At 55.3% G+C, this 15,968-nt stretch carries 15 protein-coding genes; 6 read left to right on the top strand and 9 right to left on the bottom strand.

What is annotated here, in order from left to right:
* Positions 1-40: 40 nt before the first annotated feature.
* Entirely contained in the window at positions 41-1,201 is a 1,161-nt protein-coding gene (locus ACOTYH_RS04395) for a pyridoxal phosphate-dependent aminotransferase (protein WP_421637575.1), read from the top strand.
* On the opposite strand, the gene ACOTYH_RS04390 is transcribed toward ACOTYH_RS04395, so the two are convergent.
* From ACOTYH_RS04390 to citR, 3 genes are all read right to left on the bottom strand, one after another.
* Positions 1,202-1,828: an IbrB-like domain-containing protein gene (locus ACOTYH_RS04390; RefSeq protein WP_420291030.1), complete on the bottom strand. Its 627-nt coding sequence runs from the start codon at positions 1,826-1,828 to the stop codon at positions 1,202-1,204.
* Positions 1,813-3,036, bottom strand: coding sequence for a phosphoadenosine phosphosulfate reductase (locus tag ACOTYH_RS04385; RefSeq protein ID WP_086524328.1), 1,224 nt, complete (start codon positions 3,034-3,036; stop codon positions 1,813-1,815). Before ACOTYH_RS04385 ends, ACOTYH_RS04390 begins: the two co-directional genes overlap by 16 nt.
* A 127-nt stretch (positions 3,037-3,163) precedes the next feature.
* Positions 3,164-4,084, bottom strand: a complete 921-nt coding sequence (gene citR, locus ACOTYH_RS04380) for a DNA-binding transcriptional repressor CitR (RefSeq protein WP_032671321.1) — start codon at positions 4,082-4,084, stop codon at positions 3,164-3,166.
* 621 nt (positions 4,085-4,705) lie between these two features.
* Here citR and ahpC point away from each other — a divergent pair.
* The gene (ahpC, locus tag ACOTYH_RS04375) at positions 4,706-5,269 is read left to right on the top strand and encodes an alkyl hydroperoxide reductase subunit C (RefSeq protein ID WP_014882974.1); all 564 of its coding nucleotides are present in this window, start codon (positions 4,706-4,708) and stop codon (positions 5,267-5,269) included.
* A 188-nt stretch (positions 5,270-5,457) separates the two neighbouring features.
* Positions 5,458-7,023: an alkyl hydroperoxide reductase subunit F gene (gene ahpF / locus ACOTYH_RS04370; protein ID WP_045142408.1), complete on the top strand. Its 1,566-nt coding sequence runs from the start codon at positions 5,458-5,460 to the stop codon at positions 7,021-7,023.
* Between the two features lie 59 nt (positions 7,024-7,082).
* Here ahpF and uspG read toward each other — a convergent pair whose 3' ends face one another.
* Complete coding sequence (gene uspG / locus ACOTYH_RS04365) at positions 7,083-7,511, bottom strand: universal stress protein UspG (RefSeq protein WP_006809652.1); 429 nt, start codon at positions 7,509-7,511, stop codon at positions 7,083-7,085.
* 181 nt (positions 7,512-7,692) lie between these two features.
* Between uspG and ACOTYH_RS04360 the strand changes: the two genes are divergently transcribed.
* Positions 7,693-8,931 carry a zinc-dependent alcohol dehydrogenase gene (locus ACOTYH_RS04360; protein ID WP_015571156.1) on the top strand — a complete coding sequence of 413 codons (1,239 nt, stop codon included), beginning with the start codon at positions 7,693-7,695 and terminating at the stop codon, positions 8,929-8,931.
* A gap of 10 nt (positions 8,932-8,941) precedes the next feature.
* Here ACOTYH_RS04360 and yldA read toward each other — a convergent pair whose 3' ends face one another.
* Both yldA and rnk read right to left on the bottom strand, forming a co-directional pair.
* Positions 8,942-9,031, bottom strand: a complete 90-nt coding sequence (gene yldA, locus ACOTYH_RS04355; RefSeq protein ID WP_015571155.1) for a small membrane protein YldA — start codon at positions 9,029-9,031, stop codon at positions 8,942-8,944.
* A gap of 137 nt (positions 9,032-9,168) precedes the next feature.
* The gene (gene rnk / locus ACOTYH_RS04350; RefSeq protein ID WP_006809650.1) at positions 9,169-9,579 is read right to left on the bottom strand and encodes a nucleoside diphosphate kinase regulator; all 411 of its coding nucleotides are present in this window, start codon (positions 9,577-9,579) and stop codon (positions 9,169-9,171) included.
* 262 nt (positions 9,580-9,841) lie between these two features.
* On the opposite strand from rnk, the gene ACOTYH_RS04345 reads away from it, so the two are divergent.
* Both ACOTYH_RS04345 and ACOTYH_RS04340 read left to right on the top strand, forming a co-directional pair.
* Positions 9,842-10,462 (top strand): flavin reductase family protein, encoded by a 621-nt coding sequence (locus tag ACOTYH_RS04345; protein WP_003858756.1) that lies wholly within the window; start codon positions 9,842-9,844, stop codon positions 10,460-10,462.
* A 1-nt stretch (position 10,463) separates the two neighbouring features.
* Positions 10,464-11,318, top strand: a complete 855-nt coding sequence (locus ACOTYH_RS04340; RefSeq protein ID WP_032670372.1) for a helix-turn-helix domain-containing protein — start codon at positions 10,464-10,466, stop codon at positions 11,316-11,318.
* Between the two features lie 3 nt (positions 11,319-11,321).
* On the opposite strand, the gene ptsP is transcribed toward ACOTYH_RS04340, so the two are convergent.
* Genes ptsP through ypdF form a run of 3 tightly spaced genes read right to left on the bottom strand, consistent with a single transcriptional unit; the run spans position 11,322 to position 15,965 of the window.
* On the bottom strand, positions 11,322-13,817 hold the full coding sequence (gene ptsP, locus ACOTYH_RS04335; protein ID WP_421637574.1) for a phosphoenolpyruvate--protein phosphotransferase: 2,496 nt from the start codon (positions 13,815-13,817) through the stop codon (positions 11,322-11,324).
* A gap of 22 nt (positions 13,818-13,839) precedes the next feature.
* Entirely contained in the window at positions 13,840-14,880 is a 1,041-nt protein-coding gene (gene ypdE, locus ACOTYH_RS04330) for an aminopeptidase (RefSeq protein WP_421637573.1), read from the bottom strand.
* Positions 14,853-15,965 (bottom strand): aminopeptidase, encoded by a 1,113-nt coding sequence (ypdF, locus tag ACOTYH_RS04325; protein ID WP_180262996.1) that lies wholly within the window; start codon positions 15,963-15,965, stop codon positions 14,853-14,855. The genes ypdE and ypdF overlap by 28 nt, the downstream gene beginning before the upstream one ends.
* Positions 15,966-15,968 lie beyond the last annotated feature (3 nt).

Raw genomic sequence — 15,968 nt, 5'->3', positions numbered from 1 at the left:
TAGTGTCAGCAACATAAGTATTACAGGCAGGCACACTACAATGAGCAATAACCCGTTGATCCCGCAGAGTAAACTTCCAAATCTCGGCACGACGATTTTTACCCAGATGAGCGCCCTGGCGCAGCAGCACAACGCCATTAACCTCTCACAAGGTTTTCCGGATTTTGACGGGCCGAAATATTTGCAGGAGCGTCTGGCGTACCACGTGGCGCAGGGAGCCAACCAGTACGCGCCGATGACCGGCGTGCAGGCGTTGCGTGAAGCCATTGCGGATAAAACGGCTGAGCTGTATGGCTATAAACCTGATGCGAACAGCGATATCACGGTAACCGCAGGGGCGACCGAAGCGCTGTATGCGGCGATAACCGCCCTGGTGCGTACGGGCGATGAGGTGATTTGTTTTGACCCGAGCTACGATAGCTACGCCCCGGCGATTGAACTGGCTGGCGGCGTAGTGAAACGCGTGGCGCTCCAGCCGCCGCATTTTCGTCCGGACTGGCAGGCGTTTGCCGCGCTGCTGAGCGATAAAACCCGGCTGGTGATCCTGAATACGCCGCACAACCCATCGGCGACGGTGTGGCAGAAGAGCGATTTTGCCGCCCTGTGGCAGGCCATCGCCGAACGTGAAATCTATGTTCTGAGCGACGAGGTGTATGAGCATATCTGCTTCGCCGAAGATGGGCATGCCAGCGTGCTGGCGCATCCGCAGCTTCGTGAGCGTGCAATCGCGGTATCGTCATTTGGCAAAACCTACCATATGACCGGCTGGAAGGTCGGGTACTGCGTGGCGCCCGCCGCCATCAGCGCTGAGCTGCGTAAAGTGCATCAGTATCTGACGTTTGCGGTGAACACACCCGCTCAGCTGGCGCTGGCGGATATGCTGCGCAGCGAACCCGGACACTACCGTGAGCTACCGGATTTCTACCGTGCGCGTCGGGATCGGTTTGTGGCTGCGTTGAGCAAAAGCCGTCTGGAGATTTTACCCTGTGAAGGGACCTATTTCCTGCTGGCCGACTACAGCGCGATTTCCGATCTGGACGACGTGAGTTTCTGCCAGTGGCTGACGAAAGAGGTGGGCGTGGCGGCCATTCCGCTGTCGGTGTTCTGCGCCGATCCCTTCCCGCATAAGCTGATCCGACTTTGCTTTGCGAAGCAGGAATCGACGCTGCTGGCAGCGGCAGCGCGGTTAAACGCGCTCTGACTATTTCACCGTCCAGGCTTCAGAAAAACGACGGTCTGCGAAGAGTTCGAGCAGACCGTTGATTTGTTTGAGGCGCAGCACTTCGTCGCTATCCATCCCAAGCTCCTTGCCTATCTTCTCGTCGTCCCAGCCGAGCTGAACCAGTTCACGAACAATCTCTGACATGGCGTTGATTTGATGCCGCCCACGAGCCCGATTGTGGCGAATGGTGGCCGCCATTCGGTTATGTTTGTCCTGTCGCTCCTGGCGCAGGCAAGTGACGGGTAAGTACCCTTTGAGCTGGCGCTTCAAAACCGCCCGGGTTGTGCCAATTTCATGGCGGTGAAAACCGTCCACGATTTCATACTGCTGCTGTTCGCTTTCGGTCACAACGATAGGCTGGGTGAATCCATCAAGTTCCAGTGACTTGATGAGTAATCGTTTTTCCGGTGGGGCAACGTTATTGGGGTTGTAATCGTTGGCGGTAATCGCGTCCTGTTTAACCCAGAGCACACAGTCTATAGGTTGCTCACGAAAAGGGCTGTTTTTATGTATTGCCTGACGGAAGGCGTTAATGGCATTGATTCGATCCTCTTCGGTAAGTGATTGAAGGTAGATGTCAATTTCGGTGATTATTCGCTGTCGCATAAAATGCCCCACTCCTTGCGTTTTGCCTTCACTCTGTCGCTGTAGCGCTGATAGTATTTTGGTTTATTTGGGCTAAATGACAGGGCCCTGCACCAGTAATCGTTATTAAGTAAAACCTTACAGATACGTCGCCAGGAGGGGATGTCCTTGGCGCCAATGTCGCCCTCCTGCGTATCGGGAATATCGTTCATGCCTCGCTTTTGATACCAGTGGAGATAAACCGCAATTTTATTGCGGTAATGCTCCGCCGTAGTTTGCGGCATGCTGTCGAGTAGCAGCATGGCGTATTCGCGCCAGCCAAGATGGTCTGGTTTCAGGATCTTCCGGTGGCCATAAAAATGGTTATCGTGCCCGGCATAAATACCGCCGCTGCGCACCCCGCAGGCGCGCTCACACATCGCCGCCCAGCGTTCGGGTTCGATGACATGATAGAGCCACAAGCCCTGACGCTGTTCCGGGCCAAACGGTTCGCAGATGCGCATATAACGTGGCGGCACCCCCGCCTTGTACATCAGGTCGTATAAGGGGTTATAGCAACATTTTGATTTCGCGAACCACGTCCAGATGTCGGCGGTTTTCCAGTCGTACAGAGGGTAGATATACCAGGAGTGACCACCCGGTGCGACGGTCGTCCAGGGTTTATCGTCAGAAAAGCGCTGCTTACGTGCCGACGCGATCGCCAGAAAACGGTTGTAGGATTCATCGGCGCGGATCCCCACTATGACGGCGGCAGGACGTTTTTGCGCATACCATTCGGCAAACTCTCGCACGAAGACTTCAAACGTCATTCCCTGCTGATAAAAATCGAAATAGTGATAATCGGTAATGGCATCTTCCGGTGGCTGGCGAACCCAGTTTGTCCCGGGTTCCCAGCACTGCCATTCAGGTTGAAACTGTGACAGTGCGTTCTGGGTCGTGAGCGGAAGCGCTACCCACCAGAACTGATGGATAACATCACGATACAGCGTTCTCATCGTGTCAACATGCTGAATGGTTGAGGAGAATTGCGCTTCCCAGTCCAGAAAGATGACATCTATTTTTCGCTTTAATTGCCGTGCTTGCTGGGCAACGAGATGCAGCATCACGGTAGAATCTTTTCCACCGGAAAAGGAAACGCATACCCTGGAGAAATTGTTTAGCGTCCAGTCTATGCGTTCCGCTGAAGCGTCTGAAACATTTTCCTGTAAAGGGATTTTATAGATCGACATAGTTAATCGCATCCTGCGTGTTAAATGTCTGGAAGAAATTAAGACGATATTATGAAATCATTTTTCATTATTTTCACGGAATCATTTTTTTTAGTTTGCGGCTTTTATATTCACCATGTAAATGATTTTACGCAGACGGAGCGGAAAGACAGAGTTTATGCATTTTCTCAATAAACGTTGAAAAAACGCTGCTGTTCAGAGAAGAACGGCTGTAAAGCATATAGACATGTATTTCGGGCAATTCAAAAGGGGCGGCGATTCGTTTTAATTTTAACGTCTCTTTATAGGCTTCATAGATTGATATGGGTATAAAGCCTAACAGATCAGATGAACTGACCATGGAGATAAGCGAGCTGATGGAGTCCGTGCGAAAAGCAATATTTCTTTCCGGGAAAACGTCATTGGCGCGATTCTGGAACTCTTTAACGCCCGGGTGAGCGCTCTGGTAAAAGGTGAATTTCTCCCGGTATAACGCCTCGAGACTGACCGTATCGGTGAGTCTTGGATGGTTTTCCCGGCAGATTAACGTTATTGGCACCGTGGTAAAGTGAACACAAACCACAGAGCGATTTTTTACCGGGGCAATTGTGAAAATCAGGTCGGCTTTACGGTAGGCGAGCAGGTCCTCTGCGGATTCCGGAGAGATAAGCATATCTCGTTGTTCTATCTCGTAATTTTCCTCGGATATTAATAGTTTCATCGGTTCGAGCATATAGCCAGGCGACACCATTTGGGAGCAATAGATAACGAACTTTTTCTTGATGTCCGAGTGATGCATCATGTTGATCGTCTGTTCAATTTGGTTGAGATTCTGTTCAAGATGATGATGGAGGTTGGTGCCCACCGTGGTCGGCGTAATTCCCTTACCTGAGCGGATGAACAGGGGGTCATTGAGCTGGCCACGCAGGCGTTGCAGCGACTGGCTCACGGCGGATGGCGTGATATAAAGTGTCTCGGCAGCCTTACTGATACTGAGATGTTGGTAAATGCATTCGAAGATGACTAACAGATTGAGATCGAATTTTTTTAGGTCGTAGAGGTTGGCCATGTTTCGTCCTGAGTGTGCTGTGTTTGCTGTCGTTATCACATCATGGAGTACGACAGAGGAAAGTTACCTTTTTCAATCCGTGTGGGTAACTTGCTTAATTCAAAATTTAAGTGATCTTAATATATCATGGCTTTGGATTATTGAAACACAACTTCAAGGTTTATTAAGATAATTTTATCTTTGAAGTGTGATTGAATTATTTGAATGACAACTGGCATTTATATATAGCGCGAAATTTATAATGAAATTAAATTTATAACGTTTCAGAAGCCTGTTCGGTTTAGCCTATCACAACCATAGGCAGGACTATCCCTCTTATCCATTGCTCAATGCGCGCGCGGGTGCTGTAATCAAACCGCTGTTACGGCCTTGATACAAGGTATGTAGAGCGCAACGCAACGCCAGCTTCGGCTGGCACTGAATGTACCTGCGGGGAATTCAGGTATCAGGGCCGCCCGTTGAGGCGGCCTTTTTACTTTCAGGTTTTCCTTTAAAAGGTTCACCTTGCTGTCTTGTTGCTGTTGTAAGGTTTGGCTGATTGATTTGATAAAGCATACGCATTAGCCCCGATGAACAAAGTTGGTTACCTTACATCTCAACGAAAACACGGAGGAAGTACAGATGTCCTTGATTAACACCAAAATTAAACCTTTCAAAAACCAGGCGTTCAAAAACGGTGAGTTCATCGAAGTAACTGAGAAAGATACCGAAGGCCGCTGGAGCGTGTTCTTCTTCTATCCGGCTGACTTCACCTTCGTTTGCCCGACCGAACTGGGCGACGTGGCAGACCACTACGAAGAACTGCAAAAGCTGGGCGTAGACGTTTACTCTGTTTCTACCGATACCCACTTCACCCACAAAGCGTGGCACAGCAGCTCTGAAACTATCGCGAAAATCAAATACGCGATGATCGGCGACCCGACTGGCGCCCTGACCCGTAACTTCGACAACATGCGTGAAGATGAAGGCCTGGCAGACCGCGCGACCTTCGTTGTTGACCCGCAGGGCATTATCCAGGCTATCGAAGTTACCGCTGAAGGTATCGGCCGTGATGCATCTGACCTGCTGCGCAAAGTGAAAGCGGCTCAGTACGTTGCTTCTCACCCAGGCGAAGTGTGCCCGGCGAAATGGAAAGAAGGCGAAGCGACGCTGGCTCCATCTCTGGACCTGGTTGGCAAGATCTAAGTCTGTAAAGCCTGGCGGCGCTACGCTTGCACTGGCCTACAGTATCGTAGGCCGGGTAAACGAAGTGCCACCCGGCAATCAATGGGCGCTCCCCGCGCCCATTTCATTCCAGCACCATGATGCAAGTTGCATTCAGGCAGCCCGTATAAGGCGGCTTGCATGATGACGTTTTAAGAGAGGGAAGAATAATGCTCGACGCTAACATGAAAACCCAGCTCAAGGCCTACCTTGAGAAACTGACCAAACCTGTTGAGCTGATTGCCACGCTGGACGACAGCGCGAAATCGGCAGAAATCAAAGCGCTGCTGACAGAGATTGCTGAGCTGTCGACGAAAGTGACCTTCAAAGAAGACAACACGCTGGCAGTCCGTAAGCCTTCTTTCCTGATCGCCAACCCAGGGTCTGACCAGGGGCCGCGTTTCGCGGGCTCTCCGCTGGGGCACGAATTTACGTCCCTGGTGCTGGCGCTGCTGTGGACCGGTGGTCATCCGTCAAAAGAAGCGCAGGCGCTGCTGGAGCAGATCCGCGATATCGACGGTGATTTTGAGTTTGAAACCTATTACTCACTCTCCTGCCATAACTGTCCGGACGTGGTGCAGGCGCTGAACCTGATGTCAGTCCTCAACCCACGCATTAAGCACACGGCGATTGACGGCGGTACGTTCCAGAACGAAATCACCGAGCGCAACGTGATGGGCGTTCCGGCAGTTTACCTGAATGGTCAGGAGTTCGGCCAGGGGCGTATGACCTTGACCGAAATCGTCGCCAAAGTGGATACCGGCGCAGAAAAACGTGCGGCGGAAGAGTTGAACCAACGCGATGCGTACGACGTACTGATTGTTGGCTCCGGCCCGGCGGGCGCAGCGGCGGCGGTGTACTCCGCACGTAAAGGGATCCGTACCGGTCTGATGGGCGAGCGTTTCGGTGGTCAGGTTCTTGATACCGTTGACATTGAAAACTACATTTCCGTGCCGAAAACCGAAGGCCAGAAGCTGGCCGGGGCGCTGAAAGCGCACGTCAGCGACTACGACGTGGATGTCATTGACAGCCAGAGCGCCAGCAAACTGGTTCCGGCCGCGGTCGAGGGTGGTTTGCACCAGATTGAAACGGCGTCCGGCGCGGTGCTGAAGGCGCGCAGCGTGATCATTGCCACCGGCGCGAAATGGCGCAACATGAACGTCCCGGGCGAAGATCAGTATCGCACCAAAGGCGTGACCTATTGCCCGCACTGTGACGGCCCGCTGTTCAAAGGTAAACGCGTAGCGGTGATCGGCGGCGGTAACTCCGGCGTGGAAGCGGCTATCGATCTGGCGGGAATTGTTGAACACGTTACCCTGCTGGAGTTCGCCCCGGAGATGAAAGCGGACCAGGTGTTGCAGGATAAGGTGCGTAGCCTGAATAACGTCGATATTGTGCTCAATGCCCAGACGACAGAAGTGAAAGGCGACGGCAGCAAAGTGACCGGTCTGGAATACCGTGACCGCGTGAGTGGCGATATCCACAGCGTGGCGCTGGCAGGGATCTTTGTTCAGATTGGCCTGCTGCCAAACACCACCTGGCTGGAAGGCGCGATTGAGCGCAACCGCATGGGCGAGATCATCATTGATGCGAAATGCGAAACCAGCGTGAAGGGCGTATTTGCGGCGGGCGACTGCACCACCGTGCCGTACAAACAGATCATCATCGCCACTGGCGAAGGTGCGAAAGCGTCGCTGAGCTCGTTTGATTATCTGATCCGCACCAAAACCGCATAATAAAAGAAAGCAAGACGACACCTGCAATGCCAGAGGCCACCAAAAGGTGGCCTCTTTTTTTATCTCACGACCATTACCGGAATGTGGGTGTGGCGGATCACGCTGGAGGCGTTCGACCCCAGCAGGTGAGTGGTGATGGAAGGGTTACGTGAACCAATCACTACCACGTCGGCATTTAATTCCCCCGCCAGCTCATTAACGGCGTCGCGCACGCTACCGAACCGGACGTGGGTTTTGATGCGGGAAGGATCGATGCTGAAGTGCCCGACCATGGTTTGCAGGCGTGTCTCGGCTTCATGCTGTAAATGCTCTTCAAAACGACGCACATCAGCAGCGAAACGATGCAGGCTCAGGCTGGCAGAGCCCGGTAAAACATGCAGAAGATGAATAACTCCGTCCTGCTGCGCGAGAAATTCCGCGTGACGTACAGCCTTATCACTCAGTTCCATTTCGAAAACATCAACCGGCATAATGATTGTTTGATACATAACCGTTTCTCCTTGTTTATAAACGCTGAAATCATTCAACCACAAAATATAAAAGGTTTCTGTAATCCCGACAGCACTTTTTTATCTCGCCAGGATAAATCTCAAAACAGCCGGATTCCGGGGCAGATCCCGAGAGGTAGCTACCCTTTTATAAGCTTACCCACACCCTTTCGGAGGTTGCATGAAAGCTCTCACCTATCACGGTCCGCATCATGTTCGGGTCGATAATGTCCCCGATCCGGGCATCGAACAGCCTGACGATATCATCCTGCGCGTAACGGCCACGGCGATCTGTGGTTCTGATTTGCATCTTTATCGCGGAAAAATTCCCAAGGTCCAGCACGGCGATATCTTTGGTCATGAATTTATGGGCGAGGTGGTGGAGTGCGGGAGCGAAGTGAAAAACGTGCAGAAAGGTGACCGGGTGGTGATCCCGTTTGTGATTGCCTGCGGTGACTGCTTCTTTTGCCAGATGCAACAGTACGCGGCCTGCGAAAACACGAACCGCGGGCAGGGCGCGGCGCTGAACAAAAAGCAAATTCCCGCCCCTGCCGCGCTGTTTGGCTACAGCCATCTTTACGGCGGCGTGCCGGGCGGACAGGCGGAGTATGTGCGCGTCCCGAAAGGCAACGTGGGGCCGTTTAAAGTGCCCCAGCTGCTGTCTGACGACAAAGCGCTTTTCCTGTCAGATATTCTGCCTACCGCCTGGCAGGCGGCAAAAAATGCGCAGATCCAGAAAGGCTCCAGCGTCGCCGTATTCGGGGCCGGGCCGGTGGGGTTACTGACCATTGCCTGCGCGCGGCTTCTCGGCGCAGAGCAGATTTTCGTGGTTGACCATCATCCCTATCGACTGCGGTTTGCCCAGGAGCGCTACGGCGCGATCCCGATTAACTTTGATGACGATAACGATGCGGCGGAGAAAATCATTGAGCAAACGGCCGGACAGCGCGGAGTGGATGCGGTGATTGATGCCGTCGGGTTTGAGGCCAAAGGCAGCACCACGGAAACGATCCTCAGTAACCTGAAAATTGAAGGCAGCAGCGGCAAAGCCCTGCGCCAGTGCATTGCTGCGGTGCGACGCGGCGGCGTGGTCAGCGTGCCGGGCGTGTACGCCGGTTTTATTCACGGCTTCCTGTTTGGCGATGCCTTCGATAAAGGGCTGAGCTTTAAGATGGGGCAGACCCACGTCCATGCCTGGCTGGGAGAGCTGCTGCCGCTCATCGAAAAAGGGCTGCTTACCCCAGAAGATATTGTGACCCACTATCTTCCGCTGGCTGATGCGGAACGCGCCTATAAGATCTTCGAAAAACGGGAGGAGGAGTGCCGCAAGGTGATCCTGGTGCCTGGCGCAGACACCCCGGAGGCAGCGCAGCAGAAAGTGAAGGGACTGGTGAATGCCTTCCCCGGCGGCGTTGTGTGAGGTTCCTCACTCACCAGTGGCGCTCAAGATACAGCACCGCCACGACGAGGATCGCCAGGATGATGAGAAAAACCAGTGTGATAACAAGTATCTCACCCATGACCGTCCCCACGGCACTACAACAGACTAAGCGTGGATTAAGCGGTTTTTGTCCGGTATAGCACAATAGGGTGAATTTGCGGAAAGAGGATGCGGGTGCATCCTCTGTGCAAAGCGGGGTCGCTTGTTCAGAAGGGATTAACGCAGGTAATCGCCAGCGGCTTCGGGCTGGTAGAGCAGCTCAAGCACTTCCAGGTGAGCTGAGGCGCCGCCCGGGAGTTCCCAGTGGATGGTATCGCCCGTGCGCAGTCCAAGCAGCGCCGCGCCCACGGGTGCCAGCACCGACAGTTGCGTGCTGCTGTCGGTCATCTGCGCCGGATAGACCAGCGTACGGGTGAGCTCCTCTCCGGTGGTCAGGTTGCGGAACTTCACCTGGCTGTTCATGGTGACCACATCATGCGGCATGGTCTCAGGCGTACACATCTGCGCCCGGTCGAGCTCTTCGTTCAGCGCATCGGCTACCGGCAGCGAGGCGAATTCTGGTTTCTCCAACAGTCGGTCAATACGTTCTGCGTCGAGTTCATTGATGATAATCGTAGGTCTGGACATTTTTACTCCATGTCGTTAATGCTGCGTGTAACGCAGAAACCAATCCAAAAGAAAACCCTCGCCGTCTGGCAGCGAGGGTTTAACTTATCTGATGATACTGTCTGAAACCGTAAGTTTGAAGTGATGAAGGTCACAATCATGCGCCATATGAATTTTTGGCAATAAACCCGGCGTCCCGATTCACCCTGAACGGAAATTTCGTTACGCTGGAAAGACTGAACCCGGGCAATGCGCGTTGCAGCCCCAGCGTAGAGAGAGCGATATGTACTTTTACCAACCGTCTCAGGGGCACGGCCTGCCGCACGACCCGCTGAACGCCATTATCGGTCCACGTCCGATTGGCTGGATCTCATCCTGTGATAAGGCCGGTCAACTGAACCTTGCCCCGTACAGCTTCTTTAACTGCTTTAACTATCGCCCACCGATCATTGGTTTTTCCAGCAACGGCTGGAAGGATAGCGTGCGGAATATTACCGAAACGGGGGAGTTTGTCTGGAACCTCGCAACGCGCGATCTCGCCGAGGCGATGAATGAAACCTCCGCCACGCTCCCTCATGGCGAGGATGAATTTACCTTTGCCGGCCTGACGCCCGTTGCCAGCCAGCTTGTGAGCTCGCCGCGCGTGGCGGAAAGCCCGGTGAATTTCGAGTGTCGATTGTCACAGTGCATTCAGCTTACCGGCGCGGATGGGACACCGATTGATACCTGGCTGGTGCTCGGCGAAGTCGTGGGCGTCCATATCGCCGAGAGTTTGCTGGAAGAGGGGATTTACCAGACCGCGAAAGCGCAGCCCATTCTGCGTGCGGGTGGACCGACGGCCTACTACGCCATCAGTGACAGCCATCGCTTCGATCTGGTACGCCCGGATGCGCGCAGGGGGTGATATGCACGAAACCCTGTTGCCCGCCGATCAGCAGTTTTTTGCCGATCTGTTGAGCGGCCTGGTGCTCAACCCACAGCAGCTGGGGCGAGTCTGGTTTGCTCAACGTGGCGCGTCTGACGCTGTCGGAAGCGTGAGCCGCGACTGGCCACGGCTTGATGTCGTTCTTCGCGGGGAATATGGCAACAGACTGGTTACCGGGCAGCAGACCCTCTGCCAGGGGGAAATGCTGTTTCTTCCCGCCCAGGCCGCCAGCGTCCCGGTGTTTGAACGACCGGTCATGCTGCTGAGCATTCTTTTTGCGCCGTCGTGGCTGGGGCTGGTGTTTCATGATACCCGTCACGGGCGCTCCGTGCCTGCGCAGCGACACGTTGAGCTTCCTCACCCTGAACGAGGCGAATGTGCTGCGATGCTGATGGCCCTGACGCACCTGAGCGCTTCCCCGCAGGATCAGGCCATTATTCAACCGCTGGTGCTGAGCCTGCTGCACTGGTGCCGGAAAGTGGTGTCGTCGCTGCCTGAACCGGGACTGTCGCGCGGGGATTTCCTCTATCAGAGCATTTGTAACTGGGTGCAGGAAAACTATGCTGAATCCCTGTCGCGGGACAGCGTCGCCGCGCTTTTTAATATTTCGGCTAACCATCTGTCACGCCTGTTCTCCCAACAGGGGACGATGAGTTTTGTGGATTACGTTCGTTGGGTGCGTATGGCGAAGGCGAGAACCATCCTGCAAAAATACCACCTGCCGGTGGGGGAAGTGGCGAAGCGCTGCGGCTATGCCGATAGCGACTATTTTAGCCGTCTGTTCCGGCGCCAGTTTGGCCTGACGCCGGGGGAGTATCGCGCACGCTTTCAGTGACAGTCAGAACGTGATTTCAGCGTTCAACAGATCCAGGATACTTTGCGGCGTCGTTGCTGCAAACAGCGACTCGCGAAACGTTTTATTGACCAGCTTTCGCGCCAGCTGGGAAAAGACCTTCACGTGATTAATCCCTTCCTGAGCGCCGAGCGTCAGCATGATCACCAGCTCGACGTCGCCCAAATCCGACTCCCAGTCAATCGCCTTGTCCAGGCGTGCAATGCTGATGCTGGAGTGGCGTATCCATTGCGATTTGGTGTGAGGGATCGCCACGCCAAACCCGACGGCGGTGGTGACAATCTCTTCGCGCTGCCAGAGATCTTCTTCAAGCTCCAGCGGGTTTTCGGTCCTGCCATGAATCGCAAGATTTCCGCATAAGAACTGAAGTACCTGCTCTTTTGAGGTCAGCGGCTCATTGACCACGATAGTCTCCAGGGCCAGCAAGGGACGCGGCGGCGCTTCCGGTGTGAAATCCGCCAGCAGGGCTTCAATCTCCTCTGCGCTGCGGCTGTCGCAGGCCTTTTCCGCCAGCGCCCGGCAGGTTGCCATGTCCAGCTGACGCAGCTGGGTTTTTACCGCAGGGATGCGCGGCCCGCTCATGCTGAACTCATCTAAGCCCAGACCAAGCAGAAGAGGGAGGTAGCGCTGCTCTCCGCCAAGTTCCCCGCAAATGCCGACCCATTTCCCGTGACGATGCGCTGCGGTGACGATCTGGCGAACCATGCGTAAAAAAGACGGTGTGATGGGGTTATACAGCCCCGAAACGCGCGGGTTGTTGCGATCGACAGCGTAGAGATACTGAGTCATATCGTTCGAGCCGATACTGAAGAAATCCACCTCTTCGCAGAAGTGATCGATGATAAAGCAGACTGAAGGCACTTCAACCATGATCCCCAGCGGCAGGTGCGCGGTGTGACGTAACCCCTGTGAGGCCAGGGCGTCACGAACGTTTTGCAGCTCCTGTTTGATCCATAAAATCTGATCGAGACTGTGCACCATCGGGATCATCAACAGCGCATTGCCGCTGGCGCCTGCGCGTAAGATCGCGCGCAGTTGGGTGCGGAAGAGATCGGCAAATTCGGGATAAATACGAACGGCGCGATAGCCGAGGAACGGGTTTTCTTCCTGGGGAATGTTCAGGTAAGGGATCTGCTTATCGCCGCCGATGTCCATTGTGCGAAAGATGACCGGCTTGCCCTGCGCGGAGAGCAGCACCTGCTGATAGGCTTCGAATTGCTCCTGCTCGTCCGGCGCGGAGTCTCTGTCCATATACAGCATTTCAGTGCGAAACAGCCCGATACCCTGCGCGCCGCAGGCAAACGCCCCGGGCGCTTCCAGCGCGCTGCCGATGTTGGCGGCAATCTCTACCGGTACGTTGTCGCGGGTGAGTGCTGGAAGACCCGCATCTTTGATCTGCTGCTGGTGGCGTCGGTCGGCAAGGCGCTGCGCCACGCTATAGTAATCATTCACCGCGTAGTTGGGTTCAACGACCAGCACGCTACAGATGCCGTCCAGAATGACCTCTTTTCCCATCAACGGAGCCAGCGAGGCGACCGTTAAACCACTCAGCACAGGCACGGAGGCCGCGCGTGCCAGGATCAGCGTATGCGACGTCCGGCCTGTTTTTTCAAGCACCATGCCTTTCAGATACTGCGTGTCGAGGCTGAGAAACTGGCTGGGCGTCAGATCTTCCGCCACCAGAATAGTGGGAGCGCTGAGGGTGAATGCGGAGGTTTGCTGCAACTCCGGCCAGGTAATGTTAAGAAGCTGCTCGCTGATGTCGCGAATATCGCTGACGCGTTCACGCAGGTAGTCGCTGGCGGAGAGCGACAGCTTGTCGCAGATCAGCTCCATATTACGAATGATCGCCTCCGCAAGGCTTAGCCGTTCCTCGGCGATCAGTCGGCGTATGGTGCCGCCAAACTCCTCATCCTGGATCAGCGAAAGATGCGCGCTGAGAATGGTTTTACTCTCGCCGTCCAGCCCGCGCAGACGGTGGTTGAGCTGTTCAGCCAGCGTCGCCAGGCTGTGTTCCAGGCGGGTAATATCTTCCGGCGAGGCGGGGATCTGACAATAACGTTTGAGGTTATCGCTCTGCCAGCCTCGCAGAGTGCCAGCCCCGATGCCACTGGCGAGCGTAATGCCGTGCTGAAGGTGGGGAGCAAGCCTTACAAGCGAACGGGGCAGGGGATGCGCAACGTGCGGCGCGTCGCCGGAGGGAATACTGTCGCTGTCGATAAACGCGCCGGTGAGATACGCCTCCAGCACGCGTCGGGCCTGCTCCTCGTCGCTGCCGTTAATTTCCAGCACGCAGCTGTCATTAAACAGCGTACCGGTACTGATCAGCGCCAGCGAGCTTTTGGCATCCGCGTGAGTGTTAAGCCGTCTGTTGATAAAACGGATGTCGCTGCGCCATGCGCTGCACTGCTCTTTTAACGCCCAGGCCGGACGCGCATGCAGGCCGTTGGGCAGTGGGCAGAAAAATTCAATTGAAAGCATACTTCCTCCTGGCCGCGTGAGATCAGCATCTGAAGTCCGTCAGATGATCCACGGTCTCACGGTTCATGCATGCCACAAGCGCGACAAGCAGTTGTTGGGTGTGATGAATGTCTTTTTCGTCGGCAATGGATGCCGCGCAGTGCCCGTGTCGGGTCGGGGGACCAAGCACAAGAGTCGGCACGCCAGTGCCGGAGAGATGGATCGCCCCGCCGTCCGTTCCGCCGTTGCTGAACATGTCTTTTTGCAGCGGGATCCCTTGCGAGCGCGCGATCGTCTCAGCCAGCGCAATCAGTTTGGCTGGGGCGATGAGCGTTTTGTCGTACAGCACCAGCATCGGGCCCGCACCGATCTGGCGATGGTTGGCGCTGCCATAATCGAAATTTTTTGACCAGCAGGCGGTATCCAGCACCAGCGCGATATCAGGATGAATGGCGCGCGTGGCGGTCTGGCCGCCGCGCAGGCCGACCTCTTCACTTGAGCTGGCCACCAGCCAAAGCTCGCAGTCGAGCGGCGTCTGGTGCAGCTCGCGCAGCAGCGCGATCAGCAGGTAACAGCCGAGACGATCGTCGAAGGCTTTACCCATCACCCGATTGTGGGGAAGGGTCTGAAAGGGTGTATCGAACGTCACGCGGTCGCCTGCGTCGATACCGGCGGCGAACACCTCCTCCGCCGACGTCGCGCCAATGTCGACACGCAAATTGTCAACGTTTTCTCCTTTCAGATCCCCATCCAGCAGTCCCGGTATTTTTCCCCCGTTACGCGTGGTGATGCGCACCGGCTGAAGGGTACGGGCCATCATGCGCACGTTGCCGATGGGCAGGACATCAATGGCCCCTTCGCGCGAGACGCTACGCACCATAAAACCGACTTCATCCATATGGGCGCAGACCATCACCTTCGGGCCCCGGCTCTGGTTGACGCGGATAAGCACGGAACCCAGCCCATCAAACTGAACCTCTTTATGGTATTTTTGCGCCTCACTGAGCAGGATGTCGCGCACCTCTTGCTCTGAGGCCGCAATGGCGTCTGCTTCGCTCAGGGCGTGCAGTAAATCTCTGTCCACTCTTGTTCTCCCGTCAGCAATAGCCGTTTGTCGAGGGTATAAAGCACCTCGGCGCCCGTTTCCGTCACCAGCACCACATCTTCAATTCGTACCCCGCCCTGGTGTTCAAGGTAGATCCCCGGCTCAACGGTCAGCACCATGCCGGGCTGCAACGGGGTGCGGTCGGTAGGGGAAAAACGTGGATTTTCATGGACATCAATACCAATGGCATGACCGGTGTTATGCCCGAACTGCGGACCGTAACCTGCACGTTCAATCACGGAACGTGCGGCGCTATCGATCTGATGACAGGAAACGCCGGGGCGGATGGCATCAATAGCCGCCTGTTGTGCCGCCAGAACGATCTGGTACACCGCATAGAGAGGGTGCTCCTCCGGCGGCGTGTTTTGCCCGGCGACAAGAAAGGTCCTTGTCATATCCGAGCAATACCCCTGGTGTTGGGCGCCGAAATCAAGGGTGATCATCTCGCCAGGCATAATCACTTTGTCAGAGGCTTTGCCGTGGGGCAGCGCACCGCGCGGCCCGCTGGCGACAATGGTGTCGAAAGAGGGCTTGTCCGCACCCTCCTGCTTCATAAACCACTCCAGCTCGGCAGCGACTTCACGCTCGCGCATACCGGGCTGAATGAAACGCCGGATGTGCTGTGCGGCGCGGTCGGCAATGCCGCATGCTGCACGGATACGGTCGATTTCGTCAGCGGTTTTTATCTGCCGCAGCGCGTCTAGCGAGGTGCTGCAAAGGGTGGTATTCAGCGTATCGCGCCACAGCACGCCTGTTTGCCAGCTCACGTATTCACCCTCAAAGCCAAGACGGGCGAGATTGTCCTTCGCAATAATCTGGTTCACCGCCTGCGCAAACGGGTTCTCCGTGTTAAGCAGGTGCATTTCATAGCCCGCCGCTCGTGAAGCGATATCGCTGTAGTAACGGAAATCCACCAGGATATGTGCCGCGGTTTGTGACACCAGCACATATCCCGAACCGGTTGAAATGCCCAGGTGCGGCTGTTTATTCTGGCGCGAAGAGATGAGCACGCCGTCCAGTTTTTCCGCAGCCAGCCAGGCACGAAGCCTTCTCAGTAATTCCATGGT

Origin of the sequence: Enterobacter cloacae complex sp. SHL001 (assembly GCF_049236825.1) — a bacterium.
GTDB classification, from domain to species: Bacteria; Pseudomonadota; Gammaproteobacteria; order Enterobacterales; family Enterobacteriaceae; genus Enterobacter; species Enterobacter hormaechei_C.
The sequence above is the reverse complement of the archived record's forward strand: the minus strand, read 5'-3'. Positions and strand labels throughout refer to the sequence as shown.

Excerpts from the sequence above, each read along its gene's own strand:
- ACOTYH_RS04345 (WP_003858756.1), top strand. The coding sequence starts at position 9,842 with ATGTACTTTTACCAACCGTCTCAGGGGCACGGCCTGCCGCACGACCCG.
- ptsP (WP_421637574.1), bottom strand. The coding sequence starts at position 13,817 with ATGCTTTCAATTGAATTTTTCTGCCCACTGCCCAACGGCCTGCATGCG.
- ahpC (WP_014882974.1), top strand. The coding sequence starts at position 4,706 with ATGTCCTTGATTAACACCAAAATTAAACCTTTCAAAAACCAGGCGTTC.
- rnk (WP_006809650.1), bottom strand. The coding sequence starts at position 9,579 with ATGTCCAGACCTACGATTATCATCAATGAACTCGACGCAGAACGTATT.
- ahpF (WP_045142408.1), top strand. The coding sequence starts at position 5,458 with ATGCTCGACGCTAACATGAAAACCCAGCTCAAGGCCTACCTTGAGAAA.
- uspG (WP_006809652.1), bottom strand. The coding sequence starts at position 7,511 with ATGTATCAAACAATCATTATGCCGGTTGATGTTTTCGAAATGGAACTG.
- ACOTYH_RS04340 (WP_032670372.1), top strand. The coding sequence starts at position 10,464 with ATGCACGAAACCCTGTTGCCCGCCGATCAGCAGTTTTTTGCCGATCTG.
- ACOTYH_RS04385 (WP_086524328.1), bottom strand. The coding sequence starts at position 3,036 with ATGTCGATCTATAAAATCCCTTTACAGGAAAATGTTTCAGACGCTTCA.
- citR (WP_032671321.1), bottom strand. The coding sequence starts at position 4,084 with ATGGCCAACCTCTACGACCTAAAAAAATTCGATCTCAATCTGTTAGTC.
- ypdF (WP_180262996.1), bottom strand. The coding sequence starts at position 15,965 with ATGGAATTACTGAGAAGGCTTCGTGCCTGGCTGGCTGCGGAAAAACTG.
- ACOTYH_RS04395 (WP_421637575.1), top strand. The coding sequence starts at position 41 with ATGAGCAATAACCCGTTGATCCCGCAGAGTAAACTTCCAAATCTCGGC.
- ACOTYH_RS04360 (WP_015571156.1), top strand. The coding sequence starts at position 7,693 with ATGAAAGCTCTCACCTATCACGGTCCGCATCATGTTCGGGTCGATAAT.
- ACOTYH_RS04390 (WP_420291030.1), bottom strand. The coding sequence starts at position 1,828 with ATGCGACAGCGAATAATCACCGAAATTGACATCTACCTTCAATCACTT.
- yldA (WP_015571155.1), bottom strand. The coding sequence starts at position 9,031 with ATGGGTGAGATACTTGTTATCACACTGGTTTTTCTCATCATCCTGGCG.